General features: G+C 37.3%; 13 protein-coding genes. 6 read left to right on the plus strand and 7 right to left on the minus strand.

What is annotated here, in order from left to right:
• The first annotated feature begins 29 nt into the window (after positions 1 to 29).
• On the plus strand, positions 30 to 263 hold the full coding sequence (locus RMZ43_RS17600) for a restriction endonuclease subunit S (RefSeq protein WP_322647327.1): 234 nt from the start codon (positions 30 to 32) through the stop codon (positions 261 to 263).
• 76 nt (positions 264 to 339) lie between these two features.
• On the opposite strand, the gene RMZ43_RS17605 is transcribed toward RMZ43_RS17600, so the two are convergent.
• The 5 genes from RMZ43_RS17605 to RMZ43_RS17625 form a co-directional block, all read right to left on the minus strand.
• Positions 340 to 783: a type II toxin-antitoxin system VapC family toxin gene (locus tag RMZ43_RS17605; RefSeq protein WP_322654455.1), complete on the minus strand. Its 444-nt coding sequence runs from the start codon at positions 781 to 783 to the stop codon at positions 340 to 342.
• Positions 784 to 785: 2 nt separating this feature from the next.
• Positions 786 to 1,043 carry a DUF2281 domain-containing protein gene (locus RMZ43_RS17610; RefSeq protein WP_322654454.1) on the minus strand — a complete coding sequence of 86 codons (258 nt, stop codon included), beginning with the start codon at positions 1,041 to 1,043 and terminating at the stop codon, positions 786 to 788.
• A gap of 161 nt (positions 1,044 to 1,204) precedes the next feature.
• Positions 1,205 to 1,750: an RNA 2'-phosphotransferase gene (locus RMZ43_RS17615; protein ID WP_322654453.1), complete on the minus strand. Its 546-nt coding sequence runs from the start codon at positions 1,748 to 1,750 to the stop codon at positions 1,205 to 1,207.
• A 73-nt stretch (positions 1,751 to 1,823) separates the two neighbouring features.
• On the minus strand, positions 1,824 to 3,140 hold the full coding sequence (locus RMZ43_RS17620; protein WP_322654452.1) for an amino acid permease: 1,317 nt from the start codon (positions 3,138 to 3,140) through the stop codon (positions 1,824 to 1,826).
• 34 nt (positions 3,141 to 3,174) lie between these two features.
• Complete coding sequence (locus tag RMZ43_RS17625; RefSeq protein WP_322654451.1) at positions 3,175 to 3,507, minus strand: hypothetical protein; 333 nt, start codon at positions 3,505 to 3,507, stop codon at positions 3,175 to 3,177.
• Positions 3,508 to 3,598: 91 nt separating this feature from the next.
• On the opposite strand from RMZ43_RS17625, the gene RMZ43_RS17630 reads away from it, so the two are divergent.
• From RMZ43_RS17630 to RMZ43_RS17640, 3 genes are all read left to right on the plus strand, one after another.
• Positions 3,599 to 4,849, plus strand: a complete 1,251-nt coding sequence (locus tag RMZ43_RS17630; protein ID WP_322654450.1) for a hypothetical protein — start codon at positions 3,599 to 3,601, stop codon at positions 4,847 to 4,849.
• Between the two features lie 263 nt (positions 4,850 to 5,112).
• Positions 5,113 to 7,422 (plus strand): NAD(P)-binding protein, encoded by a 2,310-nt coding sequence (locus RMZ43_RS17635; protein WP_322654449.1) that lies wholly within the window; start codon positions 5,113 to 5,115, stop codon positions 7,420 to 7,422.
• 207 nt (positions 7,423 to 7,629) lie between these two features.
• Positions 7,630 to 12,972 (plus strand): trifunctional serine/threonine-protein kinase/ATP-binding protein/sensor histidine kinase, encoded by a 5,343-nt coding sequence (locus RMZ43_RS17640; protein WP_322654448.1) that lies wholly within the window; start codon positions 7,630 to 7,632, stop codon positions 12,970 to 12,972.
• 54 nt (positions 12,973 to 13,026) lie between these two features.
• Here the strand turns inward: RMZ43_RS17640 and RMZ43_RS17645 are convergent, their stop codons facing one another.
• Positions 13,027 to 14,004 carry a threo-3-hydroxy-L-aspartate ammonia-lyase gene (locus tag RMZ43_RS17645; protein WP_322654447.1) on the minus strand — a complete coding sequence of 326 codons (978 nt, stop codon included), beginning with the start codon at positions 14,002 to 14,004 and terminating at the stop codon, positions 13,027 to 13,029.
• A 209-nt stretch (positions 14,005 to 14,213) separates the two neighbouring features.
• Here RMZ43_RS17645 and RMZ43_RS17650 point away from each other — a divergent pair, with 209 nt between their 5' ends.
• Both RMZ43_RS17650 and RMZ43_RS17655 read left to right on the plus strand, forming a co-directional pair.
• A complete protein-coding gene (locus tag RMZ43_RS17650) occupies positions 14,214 to 15,026 on the plus strand; it encodes an SDR family NAD(P)-dependent oxidoreductase (protein ID WP_322654446.1) in 813 nt (270 codons plus the stop codon).
• Between the two features lie 744 nt (positions 15,027 to 15,770).
• The gene (locus tag RMZ43_RS17655; protein WP_109008297.1) at positions 15,771 to 15,971 is read left to right on the plus strand and encodes a heavy-metal-associated domain-containing protein; all 201 of its coding nucleotides are present in this window, start codon (positions 15,771 to 15,773) and stop codon (positions 15,969 to 15,971) included.
• A gap of 393 nt (positions 15,972 to 16,364) precedes the next feature.
• Here the strand turns inward: RMZ43_RS17655 and aroF are convergent, their stop codons facing one another.
• A complete protein-coding gene (gene aroF, locus RMZ43_RS17660) occupies positions 16,365 to 17,465 on the minus strand; it encodes a 3-deoxy-7-phosphoheptulonate synthase (protein ID WP_322654445.1) in 1,101 nt (366 codons plus the stop codon).
• Between the last annotated feature and the right edge of the window lie 121 nt (positions 17,466 to 17,586).

The raw sequence follows: 17,586 nt of genomic DNA on the forward strand, positions 1-17,586 counted from the left end.
ATAATTGATGCAAGAAATGGTGCTTTTGCTTGGAAGTATATACAATCAAAATTTTTAGATTAATTGTTGTTTCTCCATTCTTTAGCCGACAAATGATCGTAAAGCATAAGGGAATGGGAGCTAAACACGTTAATATGATAGACTTACGATCTGGCTTTATTCCCTTTCCTTCGCTTGCAGAACAAAAAGCGATCGTTGAAAAGGTCGATTATCTCATGAAAAGAATTGACCAACTGAAAGAACAAATCAAACGCCGAAAATAACTTGCAGAAGAACTCATGCAAACTATCCTCCGCCAAGCCTTTGAATAACCTTACACCTATAGGTGTTTTCGAGAAATTAGACCCAATTTTCTAACGAAAATTCCCTAACCTGACGCATCCGTTCAAAATCACTATCACAAGACACAACAATCAGTGAATGACGTAACGCTGTAGAAGCTATCCATAAGTCATTCTCACTAATACCAATTTCTACTAATTTAATAGTTTGACGTTTGCGCTTTTCTTTAGGGCCGAATCGCCTGATAATCTCTGATTTGAAATCCCCGTAAATTTCAGCCGTTTGCTTATCAATTGAATAGATATCAATCCTTTGTAGAAACGCCTCAATTTTCATAAGATTAGCTGTTCTCTGTTGAGAATTTTGCGCCATAAATCTTAGTTCACCTACAACTATAGCACTAGTAACTATTCTCACCTCACTTCTTTCACGAAAGTTATTGACAACTTTTAAGTCACCTTCAATCAAGAAAGAACAGTGATTAGTATCCAGCAAATACATATTTATGGTTGTAGAGGCATACGGGTATCATGGACAAGTTGAAGGCATTCTCTAATATCATCTCCTGACCAAGAACCTGCAAATTCTAGCAAATCCTTGGCTTTTGAACCCCTCAATGTATCTGTATCCAAGTTTGCTTCCGGTTTCGACTGCCTTTGTAGATGACTAGCTTTAATGAAGCGAATAAAATCTAATGCTTCAGTTACTAACTCTGGCGGTAAAGACTCGATTTCTTGAGCTAATAATTCTCTATTCAGCATTTGACACCAAACTTAACTATTTTAATCCTAGCAGTATGATTGTATTTTACACAAACAAAATGGCTCTACTGCTCCCTTTATGGAATCAAATAATAAATCAAACTGGATTTTGCTTAATCACGCATACAATCTTACAATCAATCATAAACAACTATTAAAATTCAAATTTTTTGTAGATACTCAGGTGGCACACGATCCACTAACCAAACACCATTAGCAGAACAATAGAAGATGTAACCTGCCTGATGCATTGCCGCACTATCTACTGCAAAAACTACTGGTTTTCCATGTCTTGTACCAACAGTTTGTGCTGTTATAATATCCTTTGATAAATGGACATGATGTCGTGACATTTTACAAAGTCCTATTTGCAGAATTGACTCTACAGATTTACGCCCCGTGCCATGATAAAGCTGATCTGGGGGAACAACAGGTTCTAATTGTAAATCGACTTTTATACTGTGTCCTTGGTTTGCACGAATCAGAGTACCTGTAGAATCAAAAGAAAAGCGTTGTTTATCGTTGGATTCAACTACTGCCTCTAATTCCTGACGCGTAATCGTAAACTTGTTTTTAGCACAAGCAGTAAGTAATTCATCAACAGCAACCCAACCACTGGGAGCAAGTTTAATTCCAATTGCATCCGGTGTGTGTCGCAAATATTTGCTGAGATATTTACTAATTTTGACGAGGCGAGAATCACTCATAAGATTGTGGTTGGCACAAAATATACTACAAAAATATATTTGTAATGTTACATCAGAATTTTCATTGATGGTTTTAGTTTGTGTAAATTAACAAAATTTGCCTGCCTATCATGGCTAATGCCACTCCAATCATGATAATGAGTGTTACCTTACCACCAGGAACGAGTGGTTGATTTATACTATCTGAGTTTTCTTGTCCTTGACGTTGCTTCCAACTCATTAATGCTGGAATAATGCCACCTAGAATTGAAATACTAAATGTTCCAGTGTAATCTAGGGCAGTAAAAAAGATGCTGGGATTGAGGGTTCCGAGAGTCATTGGAGGGAAAAGAGCTAGCGAATAGAGGGGTAGGCGACTAAAAAGTTTGCCCTGTGCAATTAGGAAAATATCTTTGAGCAAATCCAGCAAACCGTACACAAATCCAATGAATGATGTAGCGATCGCAAACTCTGAAAAAATGGATACTAGCACTCCTAACCATTCCCCCGCACCACCTGCTCGGAGAACTTGCAATGGGTCAAAAATACTTCTACCGTTAGATGTGCCATGTAGCATATCGGGACTGACGCTTCCTAAAATTACGGCATTCCACGCCAAGAACATAATTAGAGGAATCACAGAACCAATAAAAATGGACTGACGAATTTTGCGAGCATCTCCTTCGAGTTGCGTCACAACTAACGGCACAACGTTTTGAAAAAATAGCGCCACAGACATCACTGAAATTGCACTACCAAGGGCACTCCAGTTCTGAAATAACAGTTGCGTACTCTGAATGTGTCCTCCTGCCAAAAGCAATAGTCCTAAAAAAGAAACAATGACAATTCCGACAAAGGCGCTGTTCAATTTCTCAATAAACTTTTCTCGCCCAAGATACATAATGCCACCAAATAAGAGCGTGAAAGTCGTTGTGCCCACCCACGTAGGTAATATCTGCACACTCCAGATTTTTGCCGTCGCAGCTCCTAAAATCTCTCCACCTTGGGCGATGTATGCTACCAAGAGAGCATAGTGCATGAATAAATATGCCCCACCTGCAAGTCGTCCTCCCACCTTACCAAGGATCTTCTCAACAACTGCCAAAAAACCTATACTCGGATGCCCTTCTGTTCGTATTATGTTTAAAGTTGCTTCTGCAACCAGTAACCCTGAAACTAAAGCGTAGAGCCAAACAGCAATCAGCCCAGATGTAGATGGCACAATCCCAGACGGCAGAGTAACGGCTGGTAAAGCGAGAATCCCAGCCCCAACGGTGGTTCCCGCAATCAATGCAGTATTTCCCAATACACTACCCGGTTGATGATTGAAGTTTTTTCCATCAAATTCGAGATGAGAAAACAACCGAGTCACTTGTTCTGAATTCTTTACAACGGTCTTTATGGGAACCATACTGAATATTCGTACTCAAACCCAAAAGTTAATATTAACATCTGTAAATATTCTTTACAAAACCCTGATATTCCTGGTTTTTCAGGCAAAGGACTGTAAATGTCATTTCTAGCACTTGATTGATTTTTACTTCAGTATTTGGGGCGATCGCCTTACAGTTTCCACTAACTATACTCTGTAATGTATTAAAACTTTTTATACCAGTGCTAATTATTAATTGTGTTGGTGCGATGAAGACTTGACAGTTAACGGTTGCAGCAACTGCATATATCTGGATGTTCACAAGTGCGATCGCGCCCTTTCCCCTAAACCATCGAAAGCCCTTCTGACATTGGCTATTAGGTGCGAATCGTTGGCGGTTTATCACCAACGATTCCCTATCTGAGCAATTTGTTAGAAAAGCCAGTGTAAAGGGAACACTTCAAACAAGGCCTTGTGCTGAAATTACCCAAAACCTTATGAACACCAACAACCCTTTGCAGACAATACAAACAAGTATCCATACGGCTTTAGGTGCTGTCAGTGAATTTACTGCCCTCCTTCAAGAACCCCAAAAATTCACAAATTACCTTACCCAAATACAACAAAAACCGGATCAATTGTTCCAAGATTTAGCGGAAAAAGGCAAAAATATGGAACAAGATATGACTAGTTTTTTCAAAAATTACTTTTGGGGAGATGGTAAAAAATTACCATACGCCAAATATATAGAACGAGCAGATGGGCAGGCATTTAATCAACCCTACGAAATCAAAGGGACAAAAATGTACGGCTTTGTCGTTGAAGGTTCAATGGCGAAGTTACAAGAGGTGTGTGATAAATATCTCAACATTCCCAATAACGGAGAGATTGAATATCGCCCAGCGACGAACTATCTCCTCTTGACTTTCAACAAGATAGATTCTTTAAGTTCTATTTATCCACCTGACTATGATAAAGGAACTGTACATGAAGAAGAAGCCATCTTTTGGATGTTAACAGTGGTAGGTAAAAGAGTCGGGCCTTTATTCATTGCCGAACGCCTAGCTTTCTTTATGCCTTACTTGTACGTGAATAATTCTCCCATTCTAGTTTCTGGTAGAGAAGTCTACGGCTTCTTTAAACAACTTGGCACATTTCAGATTCCTGACTTAAATCAAGAACCGGATTTATTAACCGTAGATACCTTAGTATTTAAAGACTTTTCTCCTACAAGTCAATCTCTAGATGCACGCTTGCTAGAAGTTCAACGCATCAGTACAGGAGCTAAACACCAAGCTATCAAAACATGGGACACTTTTGAAGAAGCAATAAGAGCGATCGCTAGCTTATTATTTAACAATAACGAGATTGCTATTCCTGGCTTACAATTACCCTTTAATATCCTCGAATATCTCATAAACAGAGTTGTCCCCCTCGTTACCCTTAAACAAATCCGCGATGTAGAAAACAGCAAAAAGGCCTGCTATCAAGCACTAATTGAATCGCCCATGCAACTACAAACCTTCTATGGGGGAAAACTCTTTGGTTTTGATAGTTTTGGCGATCAATTTCAATTAAAAATCAATAATTTCGCTAACCAACCAATTGTTCAAGACTTAGGACTAGGCAAAGGTTATCCCGCAGGTAGCGAATCAGTAAATATCCCCATAAAGCTTGGTTTCGTCCTGCATTTCGACTTCACTCTCAAAGATGGAAAAGCCGTATGGCAAGCACCACAGAAAAATTAGTGAGTGCTGTTAGCGCTAGCGGGCCGTTGAGTCAGTACTGAGTAATACTAATTCTCCAAAAGGAGGCAACAGATATAAATCACGAAAGTCTTACTGCATCTAAGTTTCTTAATTGCGTACAGCCCTGCGGGCATGAAAACAGCAAAGCGGGGCATTAGCCCATTGCGTTAGCGTAGCGGGGCAAAGCCCATTGCAAATTGGTATAAATTATCTCTTTTGTCTTCTCTTTCTTCTTTACCCTTACCACGCAAAGAAAAACAAACATGTCCAAAACCTTTAAGCCAAAAAAGATCGCTATCTTAGGCGGTGGAATGGCCTCATTAACCACCGCTTATGAATTAACCAGTCAACCAGGATGGGAGAGTCTCTACGACATTACTATTTATCAAACAGGTTGGCGTTTGGGTGGTAAATGTGCAACTGGACGTAACATCAAACCCCATGCACCTGATTGTGAACCAGACTACCGCATCGAAGAACATGGACTGCACATTTTTTTTGGATTCTATGAAAATGCCTTTCGTCTACTCAACCAATGCTACGATGAACTTGGTGGCAACGGGCCTTTCAACACCATAGAAGACGCCTTCAAACCCCATAGTCTGATTGTCTTAGAAGAATACATCAATCAAAATTGGGTAAATCTGCCCTTTAACTTTCCTACCAATTCTCTAGTTCCCTGGAAAGGTGGCGGCACTTCTTCTCTTTGGGAACATATCTGCACAACTATCAAATTCGTCATTCAGACTTACGCAGAAATTGAGAATTACTACCAGTTGCATCCTGACAAAAACTCTTCAGCATCTGTTGCTAAACAAATAGCAATAGGCAAAGAGGTAATGGAATTTTTATCAGATAGTAGCCTCTTGCAATTTCCTAGCCAGTTGATTCAGTTATTTTTTCAAAAACCTATTTTTTGGGGAAAATGGCTTAACAATATTAACCAATACATTGGCGATATCTTCCAAAACCTAGACTTGACTTCTGAAAAAACGTTCATAAAGCTTGCCTACAATTTAGCTCAATCACTGCCTGAAAATCCTAAAACTCATAGACGTGAGCATCACCAGTTAATTCTCAAGCTAATAGACCGTTTTAAAGAACACTTGAGCAGTCATATAGAATCTAAAAACTGGCAAAATCCTGACATATTTTGGCGTTTCACACTCATCGATTTAGCATTAGCAAACATCCGGGGTTTATTTGTAGATGAGGTAATAGATTTCCGTTCCCTAGACAGTTTAGATGAGTACAACTACAAAGATTGGCTAAGAAAACACGGAGCTAGGGAATCAAGCGTTAAATCAGCATTTATTCGCGTCTTATACGATTTAGTGTATGGTTTTCCAGAGGGCAATGCCAATAAACCGCAACTAGCAGCAGGAACAGCCATTCGTATCCTCACCACTATCTTGTTCAAATACAATGGCGCAATCATGTGGAAAATGCAATCAGGGATGGCGGAGGTAGTCGTCACTCCACTATATGAAGTGCTAAAGAGTCGCGGTGTAAAATTCAAATTCTTCCATGTTGCCAAGCAGTTACACTTGGATAAAGATCAACAATCAATTGCAAGTATCACTTTGGCTCGGCAAGTAAATTTAAAAAACCCAGAGCAAGAATATCAACCACTTATTAAAGTTAAAGACATTCGTTGCTGGCCTAGTGAACCTCTTTACGATCAGATTGTCGATGAAGAAGCCCAAAAACTCCAAGATAAAGAAATTAACCTTGAGTCATATTGGACACCTTGGCAAAATGTAGACAAAATTACCCTCACCAAAGGCGATGATTTTGATATTGTGTTGCTGGGAATTTCTATAGCCGCCTTACCCTCTATTTGCGGTGAACTAGTCGATGCCAAAAAAAATCCAGCTCATCAAAAATGGCACGATATGTTAACTCAAGTTAAGACAGTAACTACTCAAGGCGGACAAATATGGCTTAAGCCTACCTTACCGCAATTAGGATGGCAACAATCTAGTCCCGTGATCGGAGCTTATGTTGAACCACTCGATGTCTATGCAGATATGAGCGAGTTACTACAACGAGAAAATTGGCCTTCTCAGCATTATCCTTATAACGTAGCTTATTTCACCGGTGTAATTGCAGATCCAGGTATTCCTCCCCACACAGAATATGATTTTCCAGATAAAGCTCAGAAAAAAGTAGACCAACAAGCAATTAACTTCCTTAACAATTACATCGGACACCTTTGGCCTGATGCTACTCACCCTAAAAACCCCCAAGGTTTGAATTGGGATTTACTAGTAGATTTTCAAAACCGTCGAGGAGTAGAACGCTTTAAAGCTCAATACTGGCGAATTAACATTAACCCATCAGAACGCTATGTACTTTCTGTACCTGGAAGTACCAAGTATCGACTCAAAACTGATGAATCTGGATTTGATAACCTTTACCTAGCTGGCGACTGGATTAACAACGGTTACAATTCTGGTTGCGTGGAAGCTACAGTAATTTCTGCAATGCAAGCAACACGAGCTATTCTACACCAATGCTTCCATATAAAATACACCAAACAAATTATTGGTGAGTGGGATTCTTGGTTATAAAAGTATATCTAATTTAAGGAGGTACATTTTGACAAACTCAATAAAATTTGGCATTATATAGGTTTTCTCAACCTAGATAACTCGGTAGAATAATACATTTTTAATGTCTGGCATGACACAAACATTAAAAATGTATTTGCTATCCTATGAATAATAAAATAATTATTTCAAACTTTTGAAAATTTGTCTAAGGTATTAATATAAACTATGATTACATTACCAAATTACCAAATTATAGAATTAATTGATGAAGGAGCAAAAACTTCTGTTTATCGAGCCAGTAGAAATAAAGATAATAAACTAGTGGTTATTAAACTTCTAAAAACAGAATATCCTGAGCTAAAAGATATAGCAGCCTTAAAACATGAATATGAGCTAATCAAAAATTTAGATATCTCAGGAGTTATTCAAGCTTATAGCTTAGAAAAATACAACAATGGTTTTGCCATTGTATTAGAAAACTTTAATAGTAGTTCTCTCGACAAAATTATCCAAACAGAAAAAATTGAGTTAGTTGATTTTTTAAAGATAGGTATTCAAATTACCCAAGCTATAGGTGAATTACACCAAAATTATATTATTCATAAAGATATTAAACCACAGAATATTATTGTTAATTTACAAACTCATCAAGTTAAAATTATTGATTTTTCTATCTCATCACTACTTTTACAAGAAAAACCCAAACTCAGTAATCCTGATTTGCTTGAAGGAACTTTAGCCTATATGTCTCCAGAGCAAACAGGAAGAATGAATCGAACAGTTGATTACCGTACAGACTTCTATTCGTTGGGTGTAACTTTTTATGAAATGCTTACAGGTCAGTTACCGTTTCAAGTAATTGATCCAATGGAGTTAGTTCATTGTCATATTGCCAGACAACCTATAACAGTATCTCAGCTAATCCCAAAAATCCCTCAAGTAATTTCTGCAATTATTATGAAATTACTAAGTAAAACCGCTGAAGAAAGATATCAGAATGCTTTTGGGATTAAAGCTGATTTAGAAAACTGTCTCAATCAGTTAGAGCAAACTAATTCTATAATGGAATTTCCTATTGGTCAACAGGATCAATCTAGCCAACTACAAATTCCTGAAAAGTTGTATGGACGCGAAGCAGAAATAGATATCTTAATGTCTGCTTTTGAAAGAGTTAATCAAGGAAATAAAGAATTAATATTAGTTGCAGGCTATTCAGGTATTGGTAAATCAGCATTAGTGAATGAAATTCATAAACCTGTTATCAAAAACAGAGGCTATTTTATTGCTGGTAAATTTGAGCAATTTCAACGCAATATTCCTTATGCCTCGCTAATTCAAGCATTTCAAGAGCTAATGCAGCAATTACTAACAGAAAATGAAGCAAAATTAGCAACTTGGAAAGAAAAAATTTTAGAAGTTCTAGTTCCAAATGCTCAAATTATTATTGATGTTATTCCTGAACTAGAATTCATTATCGGTAAACAACCAGAAGTACCACAACTATCTTCAGCAGAATCACAAAACCGATTTAACTTAGTTTTTCAAAAATTTATCAATTTGTTTGCTCAAAAAGACCATCCATTAGTGATATTTCTAGATGATTTACAATGGGCAGACTTAGCTTCATTAAAATTAATTCAGTTATTAACTACAGATACAGAAATTCAATATTTATTAATAATTGGAGCATATCGAGATAATGAAGTTAATCCCAGTCATCCTTTAATGTTAGCTTTGCGGAAAATTGAAAGAAATACTAGCTATATCAAGATTATTCATTGTCAAAATTTAAAAATTACTGATGTTTGTCAGTTAGTTAGCGACAGCCTAAAATCTAATTTAAAAGAATCTAAAGAGTTAGCAAAATTGATTTTTAATAAAACTGCTGGCAATCCGTTTTTTATCAATCAATTACTCAAGTTTATTCATCAAGAAAACTTGCTTTCTTTTAACTTAATTACTAGTCAATGGCAATGGGATATTCAGCGCATTCAGATGCTAGGAATTACTGATAATGTTGTTGAATTAATGATCGGTAAAATTCAAAAACTTAAAGGTACTACACAAAAGATTTTAAAAATAGCTGCCTGTATTGGTAATCGATTTAATTTTAATATACTGGCTTATATTAATGAAAATTCTCAGAATGATACAGCATCAGATATTTGGGAAGCACTACAAGCTGGTTTAGTCATACCTTTAAGTGATAGCTATAAACAACCACATTTATTAAATCATCTTGATGTTTTTGTAATTGATTATAAATTTATTCACGATCGCGTGCAACAAGCGGCTTACGCGTTAATACCTGATGAAGAAAAAAAAGAGATTCATTTAAATATTGGTAGACTACTATTAAATAATATAAAAGAAGGCTTACTAGAAGAAAAAATCTTCGATATTGTTAACCAGTTGAATATTGGTAGTGAGTTAATTAATTCTTCCGAAGAAAGATATAAACTAGCTGAGTTAAATCTTATTTCGGGACGTAAAGCTAAAGATTCTGCTGCTTACGAATCTGCTGTAAGGTTTTTAAAGCAAGGTCTAAACTTACTTGCTATCGATTGTTGGCAAAACTATTATGATTTAACTCTTGAACTTCATGTAGAAACAGTAGAAGCAGAATACTTAAATACAAATTTTGAGCAAGCAGAAGCATTGTTTACTAGCGTTATAAGTAATACTAAAAATATTCTTGATGCTGTGAAAGTATATGAGAAAAAAATTCAGTTTTATGTTGCTCAAAATCGAATGCGAGAAGCATTAGATTTAGATTTGCAGGTGCTAGAGATGCTGGGAGTTTCATTGTCTCAAACTCCACCAGCAGAGTTAACAATTGAAGAATTAGTCAACTTGCCAGAAATGACTGATGCTCATAAGCTAGCTGCCATGAGGATACTAATGACAGCCATGCCTCCCGCTTATTTAGCAGATCCCGCACTTTTACCACTGATTGCTTTTACGATGGTTGATTTATGTGTGCAGTATGGCAATTCATCTTTTGCAGCTTATGCCTATGGTTTTTATGGGCTAATTTTATGTGGGCCTCTTAAGGATATTGAATCAGGATATCGTTTTGGGAAATTATCTTTACAAATATTAGACCAATTCAATGCTAGTGAAATTAAATCTAAAGTGTATGCACTATTTAATATTTTTGTTAGACATTGGAAAGAACATATTCAATCAACTATAGAACCTTTAGAGCATGGTGTCCAAAGTGGTTTGGATACAGGGGATATTGAGTATGTGGGTTATAATGGGTTGTTAGTTTGTTGGCATCCTTTTTGGATTGGAGAAAATTTAGACATTCTTCAACAAAGATTAGAACAATATATTAATTTAGCGCAAAAAATACAGCAAGAGCATTTTACAATTTGTTTACTTATATTAAAACAGATGGTCATCGAGCTAGTTCAAAGACAGCATAATAAATCTTGTTTAGATGGTGATAGTTTTAATGAAACAGTAATGCAGAGAATGGCAGGAAATATTACAGCCATATTTTATGCTTATCTTGCCAAAAGTATTTTAAGTTATTTCTTTAAAGATTATAGTCAGGCTGTTAAAAATGCTCAATTAGCACAACAGTATGAAGTTGCAGCTAGTGGAACTACTTATTTACCTCAATATAAGTTTTATTACTCTTTAGCATTGTTGGCTCTCTGTTCAAAGACTACTTCCCAAACAGAAATAAAAACTGCTATGGATAAAGTAGAAGAAAACCAAAAACAATTAAAAGAATGGGCGGCTCATGCACCTGTCAATAATCAGCACAAATATGAATTAGTAGAAGCAGAAAAAGCACGATTTTTAGGACAAGCATTAGTAGCGATGGAACACTACGATCGCGCTATTCAAGGCGCTCATAAGTCTGGATATCTTCATGAAGAGGCGCTAGCTTATGAATGTGCGGCAGAATTTTATCTCAGTCTAGGAAGAAATGAATTTGCTTCGTTATACATGACAAAGGCACACTATGGTTATCGTCGTTGGGGAGCAAGTGCTAAATTTAAGGATTTGGAATTAAAATATCCAGAGTTAATTACTCAGGTTTCTACTCCCTCTCAAGTAGGGTTTACAAGTAATACTATTACTACTTCCACTGCTAATGAAAAATCAAGCGGGCTAGATTTAATCACAGTTATTAAAGCATCACAAGCTTTATCAGAAGTAATTTTATTAGAAAATTTGTTAGAAAAATTAATGACAATTGTGATTGAGAATGCTGGTGCTCAAACTGGTATTTTGCTTCTCGAGAAAGAAGGAAAATTATTTATTGAAGCTCAAGCGAGTGTAGAGAAAGATGATTTAACCGTTGGTCAATCACTACCATTAAAAAATAGTCAGCAATTACCTATATCTGTAATTGACTATGTGACACGAACGCAAAAAGATGTAATTTTATCTGATGCTAGCAGTGAAGGAAATTTTACAAGAGATCCATATATTATTGACCATCAAATTAAATCGCTGATGTGTACTTGTATCGTTAATCAAGGTAAATTGATTGGGTTGCTTTATTTAGAAAATAATTTAACAGTAGGAGCATTTACTTCTGATAGAATACGAATATTAAAGATTCTTTTTTCGCAAGCGGCTATTTCTTTAGAAAATGCCCGACTCTACGCTAACTTAGAAGATAAGATAGAGGAAAGAACTAGAGAGTTAAATGAAAATAATGTGCGATTAAAGCAAACACTACACGAATTAAAACTAACTCAAACCCAGCTTATTCAGACAGAAAAAATGTCCAGTTTGGGACAAATGATTGCTGGTATTGCTCATGAAATTAATAATCCTGTAAGCTTTATTCATGGCAACCTAGATTACATTGATAATTATACACAAGATTTACTGAACTTAATTAATATTTATCAAAATACTTATCCAGACTTAACACCAGAAATAAAAGAGTTTTTAAAGAATATTGATGTCGATTTTATTAAAGAAGATATCCCTAAAACTTTATCTTCTATGAGAATTGGCACGGAACGTATTCGGGAAATTGTGCTGACATTGCGTAATTTCTCTCGCTTAGATGAGGCTGACATGAAACCTGTTAACATTCATGAGGGAATTGAGAGTACCTTACTAATTTTGCAAAGCCGTCTCCAAGTTAATCCAGGTAAGCCTGCAATTGAAGTTATCAAAAATTACGGTGATTTGCCAAAAATAGAATGTTATGCTGGGCAACTTAATCAGGTATTTATGAATATTCTGAATAATGCAATTGATGCTTTGCAAAAATTAAATCAGGAAAGAAACGCAGAGGAAATTAAGAGTAATTATAGTGCGATCGCTATTCGTACCCAAGTAGTCAATTCTGATTTAGTCCTCATTTCTATTAAGGATAATGGGATAGGTATGAGTGAAAGTGTTAGACAAAAAATATTTGATCCTTTTTTCACCACTAAACCTGTAGGACAAGGTACTGGTTTAGGATTATCAATCACTTATCAAATCGTAGTAGACAAACATCACGGTACAATAGAGTGCATTTCTGCACCCGGAGAGGGCGCAGAGTTTATCATTCAAATTCCCTGTAGGCAAAAGCAGGTAATCTAGCAACCTCGATGTGGACTAACAGAGATTTGATGATTTGGGCGGGGTACACTGTGTTCAATCTAATCCCACAGAAAACAATTTACCAACTTGTGTTAAATCTACATTTCCACCGCTAATGATGACACCAATCCTCGCTTCTGGTGCTGTCACCACACCTTCGAGTAAGGCTGCTGCTGCAAGTACTCCGGTAGGTTCAACGACAATTTTCAAACGTTCCCACAAGAAAAACATGGTACGAAGAATCGCTTCTTCCGATACTGTCACCATATCATCGACGTAATGCAGCACTAAGGGGAAAGTAATTTTACCAAGGCTGGGAGTTCGCGCACCATCAGCGATGGTATTAGGATTTTTGACAGTTTGCAGAGTTTTGGTGTGAAAAGAACGGGTAGCATCGTCGGCAAGGGCTGGCTCTACGCCGATTACTTTACAATTTGGTAAAAGTGCTTTGGCTGCGATCGCACACCCTGAAAGTAATCCGCCACCGCCACAACAAACTAATAATAAGTCCAATTCACCAACTTCTTGGATCAGTTCTAAAGCAGTTGTCCCCTGTCCAGCGACTACATTAGGATGATCGTAAGGGGGAATCAGAGTGAGATTGCAACCGCTTGCTAAATCTTGGGCTAATTCTTCCCGGTTTATTTCTTGGCGATTGTATAAAATTATCTCTGCACCATAGCCACGAGTGGCAGTTTGTTTAACAGCAGGTGCATCATCAGGCATGATAATGGTGGTGGGAATATTGAGTAATTGCCCAGCTAAAGCGATCGCTTGGGCGTGATTTCCCGATGAATAGGTGATAACGCCTGTTTGTTTTTGTGCTGTCGATAGTTGGGCTAGGGCATTGTATGCACCTCTAAATTTAAATGCTCCCGTGCGTTGAAAATTTTCGCACTTAAAGAATACTTGGCTATTAGTGCGATCGTTAACAATTCTAGAAGTCAGTACAGGCGTGTGGTTGGCAATCCCTAAAATTCGCTCTTGTGCTGCTTGCACGTCAGTTATGGCAACGGAATTGTGCTGTGGCATTGATGACGATATTAAATATTTTTGCTCTTGTTTATATAGATACAGATTTTTATATTTGTGCCAAATATGCTTGATTGAAACATACTCATTTCAGGTGGATAGCATCATTTATTGTCTGCATAAAAATTACTACAGCAAATATTATATATTACTGTAGTAATTTTTATAAAACTTAAATTAACAAACTTACAATTGCCATTTTTTTTAGCATGAATAAAATATCTGAAAGTCGGCAAAAAAAAACTGCTCTAATTACAGGAGCGGCTAGTGGAATAGGCTATCAATTAACTCAAATTTTTGCTCGTCATAGTTATAATCTTGTGTTAGTAGATAAAGATGAACAAAAACTTACTGAAATTCTAGATGAATTTCCGCAAAAGTTTGGCATTTTTGTGAAAATTTTTGCTCAGGATTTATCTATCCCAACATCTCCAAAAGAAATTTTCACAGAATTACAGCAAGCATCGATAAAAATTGATGTGCTGATTAACAATGCTGGCTTTGGTACTTATGGAGAATTTAACGAAACAGACCTCGCCACTGAACTGAAAATGCTCCAGGTAAATATAGTGAGTCTGACTCATTTAACTAAGTTATTGCTCAAGGATATGGTAAAGCAAAACTATGGAAAAATATTAAATGTGGCCTCATCTGCTGCTTTTCAACCAGGGCCTTTAAGGGCAGTTTATTTTGCTACTGAAGCCTATGTATTATCATTTTCTGAAGCGATCGCTAATGAATTAGAGGGTACAGGTGTCAGCGTGACTGTTCTTTGTCCAGGGCTAACAGCATCGGAATTTCAACAACCATCAGCAATGGAAGATTCAAAGATTCCTAACGTTAACAGAATGATGGATATGCAAACCGTTGCTAAGATTGGTTATCGGGGCTTAATGAAAAACAAAACTGTTATCGTTCCTGGGATGAGAAATAAGATATTAACTGAAAGCGTAAGATTTACACCCAGAAATTTAGTAACAAAGGTCGTAAGAAGTATACACGAACTCAAAAAAAATAGGTAGCCTTGCGGCTGGGGGAGATTTTGGAAGTTGCTAAATCATCGCGCTTTCTCTGTAACCGTCCTATTTCTACTCAATTGTGGGAGTACTTTTCCTCAACGCAACGAAGTAGAGTTATACCAATTCGCAATTAAGAAACTTAGATGCAGCAAGACTTTTCTGATTTACATCTATTGTCTCATTTTGAAGAATTGGTATTAGGAGGTGGACAAAGGCATCCACCGAAAACCAGTATATAGGCCAGCCGCCTAACACTCCTGCCAATATTTAATTTCACCAGATATCTAATATATGCCACAAGATAGCTGCTTTCTGAATATATATATGCATCTAAAATTAGGCAGAACTACCTGGAGCATAAAAATAGTTCAAGACTACAGATAAAAAGATTTTGTGACTTACGTATAAACATTTGTATGTTCAGGCAACACTGCCTGAACAACTATGTCGAATAAAAACGCCTATAGAATAATCTGTAATCTCTAGTGGAGTCTTCAGAGCAAATAAAAAAAGTGGGCTTTTAGAAGTTAGTTATACTAAGTGAATTTTCATAAATTAGCTTACATATTTGGCATTTAATTTAGTCGGATTATCTATAAATAATCTCAGCAATTGTTTAAGCATAGCTATTTTTCATTACTATCTTTAGGATTCCCAATTCCCTGACTATAGTAAGATGTGCGCTCACTATCTCAACCGTTATTATACTTATTAAAGAAAAATCCAGTTGACGGAAAGAGGTAAGTAATGGCAATTAAATTGAAAGTTCCAGATATTAAAGGTGATGAATGCGCCAAGAAAATCACTAAATCTATTCAAACGATGGAATCTGATGCCAAAGTAGATGTGGACGTTAATGCAAAAACCGTAGCTGTAGACACTGCGGCTTCTGAAGAGACAATTAAACAGATAGTTCAATCTGCTGGTTATACTATCGAAGGCTATTAATTAGATTTCTAAATTTCTGAAGAGATTTAGATCGAGTAATTTAGCTAGCATAATTGCTGAGTCATATATTCGCCGGGTTTACGGGTTGAGTATTATTAATTACTCTACTTAATAGAGAATTGAAAGCGCAGGTAGTTTATAAAAACCCGATCAACAGATTCTTTCGTCTAAAAAATTCGTTGATCGGGTTGAACCATTTGCAAAAAATCGTCTAAGATTAGGCTCTATCTCAATACTGCTCGGGTTTTGGATTTTCAATTCGGAATTAGGTTTGGGGAAAAGGTTAAAGGGTAAAGGTTAAAGGTTTTTTATTTCCCATTTCCCCCGCCCCTTATCCCCAGAGGGGACCCCACCTTCCCCTTTTCCCCTTAACCGACAAGTATTGGGTTTTATCTACTTTGAGAGTTCTGGCGTCAAGAGAACGCGGCTTTCACCAACCCTACCAAATACAGGTGTAGACCAGCGATCAACTACTTTGCCCAGAACTGACATGTCTTGAACTAAGCGGTCAAATTTATCAGGGGTGAGAGATTGGGGCCCATCAGATAAAGCTTTTGCGGGATTGGGATGAACTTCAATCATTAAGGCATCTGTACCAGCTGCGATCGCAGCCATTGCCATAGATGGAACATATTCAGACCTACCAGTACCATGACTAGGATCGATCATAATTGGTAAGTGGGTAAGCGATCGCAAGACTGGAAGCACTGATAAATCTAAAGTATTCCGGGCATATTTGCCATCAAAGGTTCTGATTCCGCGCTCACACAGAATCACATTTGGATTTCCAGATGCCAAAATATATTCTGCCGCCATCAACCACTCGTCAATTGTGGCAGACATCCCGCGCTTAAGTAATACTGGTTTATCTTGAGCGCCTACCTTTTTGAGCAACGAAAAGTTGTGCATATTTCGCGCTCCGATTTGGATTATGTCAGCTGTTCTTGCCACTGCTGATAAATCGGCAGCATCCATGAGTTCTGTGACGATACCCAAACCAGTAGCTTCTCGCGCTGCTGCTAGTAAATCTAAAGCGCTTTCACCATAACCTTGAAAGGCATAAGGTGAAGTGCGGGGTTTGTAAGCTCCGCCACGTAGAAACTGCGCTCCTGCTGCCTTCACGCGCTTTGCTGTTTCGACAATCATCGCTTCATTTTCAACGGAACAAGGCCCGGCTACTACTACGATGGGGTGAAGTTCGCCGAAATAGACATCACCGTTAGGTGTAGGTACAACAACCTCGCTGGCTTCTCCATGTCGGAATTCTCGGCTTACCCGCTTGAAAGGTTGTTGCACTCGTAATACTTGCTCAATCCAAGGGCTGAATTCCTGAACTTGTAATTTATCGATGCTAGTGGTATCACCAATTAGCCCCAATACAGCTTTATGGGTGCCAACGCTTTTTTCTACCGTGACTCCCCAAGTCTCACTCACTTCTTGGCTGATGCGAGTAATTTCTTCAACAGGCGTACCGCTTTTAAGTATGATAATCATCTATTTTTCCTTCCGTATAGTTTGAGTAGGCTAATCTTTGCAGGTCGATGTATTGTTATTGCAGGTCGATGCATTGGCATTGCAGGTTGAAGTGTAGGGCAACCTTAGAAGACTTGGTGTA

Origin of the sequence: Nostoc sp. CmiVER01, assembly GCF_034531135.2 — a bacterium.
Classification (GTDB): Bacteria; Cyanobacteriota; Cyanobacteriia; order Cyanobacteriales; family Nostocaceae; genus Nostoc.

Bases quoted from the DNA above. Each gene is read 5' to 3' on its own strand.
- RMZ43_RS17650 (WP_322654446.1), top strand. From the start codon at position 14,214: ATGAATAAAATATCTGAAAGTCGGCAAAAAAAAACTGCTCTAATTACA.
- RMZ43_RS17605 (WP_322654455.1), bottom strand. From the start codon at position 783: ATGTATTTGCTGGATACTAATCACTGTTCTTTCTTGATTGAAGGTGAC.
- RMZ43_RS17635 (WP_322654449.1), top strand. From the start codon at position 5,113: ATGTCCAAAACCTTTAAGCCAAAAAAGATCGCTATCTTAGGCGGTGGA.
- RMZ43_RS17640 (WP_322654448.1), top strand. From the start codon at position 7,630: ATGATTACATTACCAAATTACCAAATTATAGAATTAATTGATGAAGGA.
- RMZ43_RS17645 (WP_322654447.1), bottom strand. From the start codon at position 14,004: ATGCCACAGCACAATTCCGTTGCCATAACTGACGTGCAAGCAGCACAA.
- RMZ43_RS17630 (WP_322654450.1), top strand. From the start codon at position 3,599: ATGAACACCAACAACCCTTTGCAGACAATACAAACAAGTATCCATACG.
- aroF (WP_322654445.1), bottom strand. From the start codon at position 17,465: ATGATTATCATACTTAAAAGCGGTACGCCTGTTGAAGAAATTACTCGC.
- RMZ43_RS17615 (WP_322654453.1), bottom strand. From the start codon at position 1,750: ATGAGTGATTCTCGCCTCGTCAAAATTAGTAAATATCTCAGCAAATAT.
- RMZ43_RS17610 (WP_322654454.1), bottom strand. From the start codon at position 1,043: ATGCTGAATAGAGAATTATTAGCTCAAGAAATCGAGTCTTTACCGCCA.
- RMZ43_RS17620 (WP_322654452.1), bottom strand. From the start codon at position 3,140: ATGGTTCCCATAAAGACCGTTGTAAAGAATTCAGAACAAGTGACTCGG.
- RMZ43_RS17655 (WP_109008297.1), top strand. From the start codon at position 15,771: ATGGCAATTAAATTGAAAGTTCCAGATATTAAAGGTGATGAATGCGCC.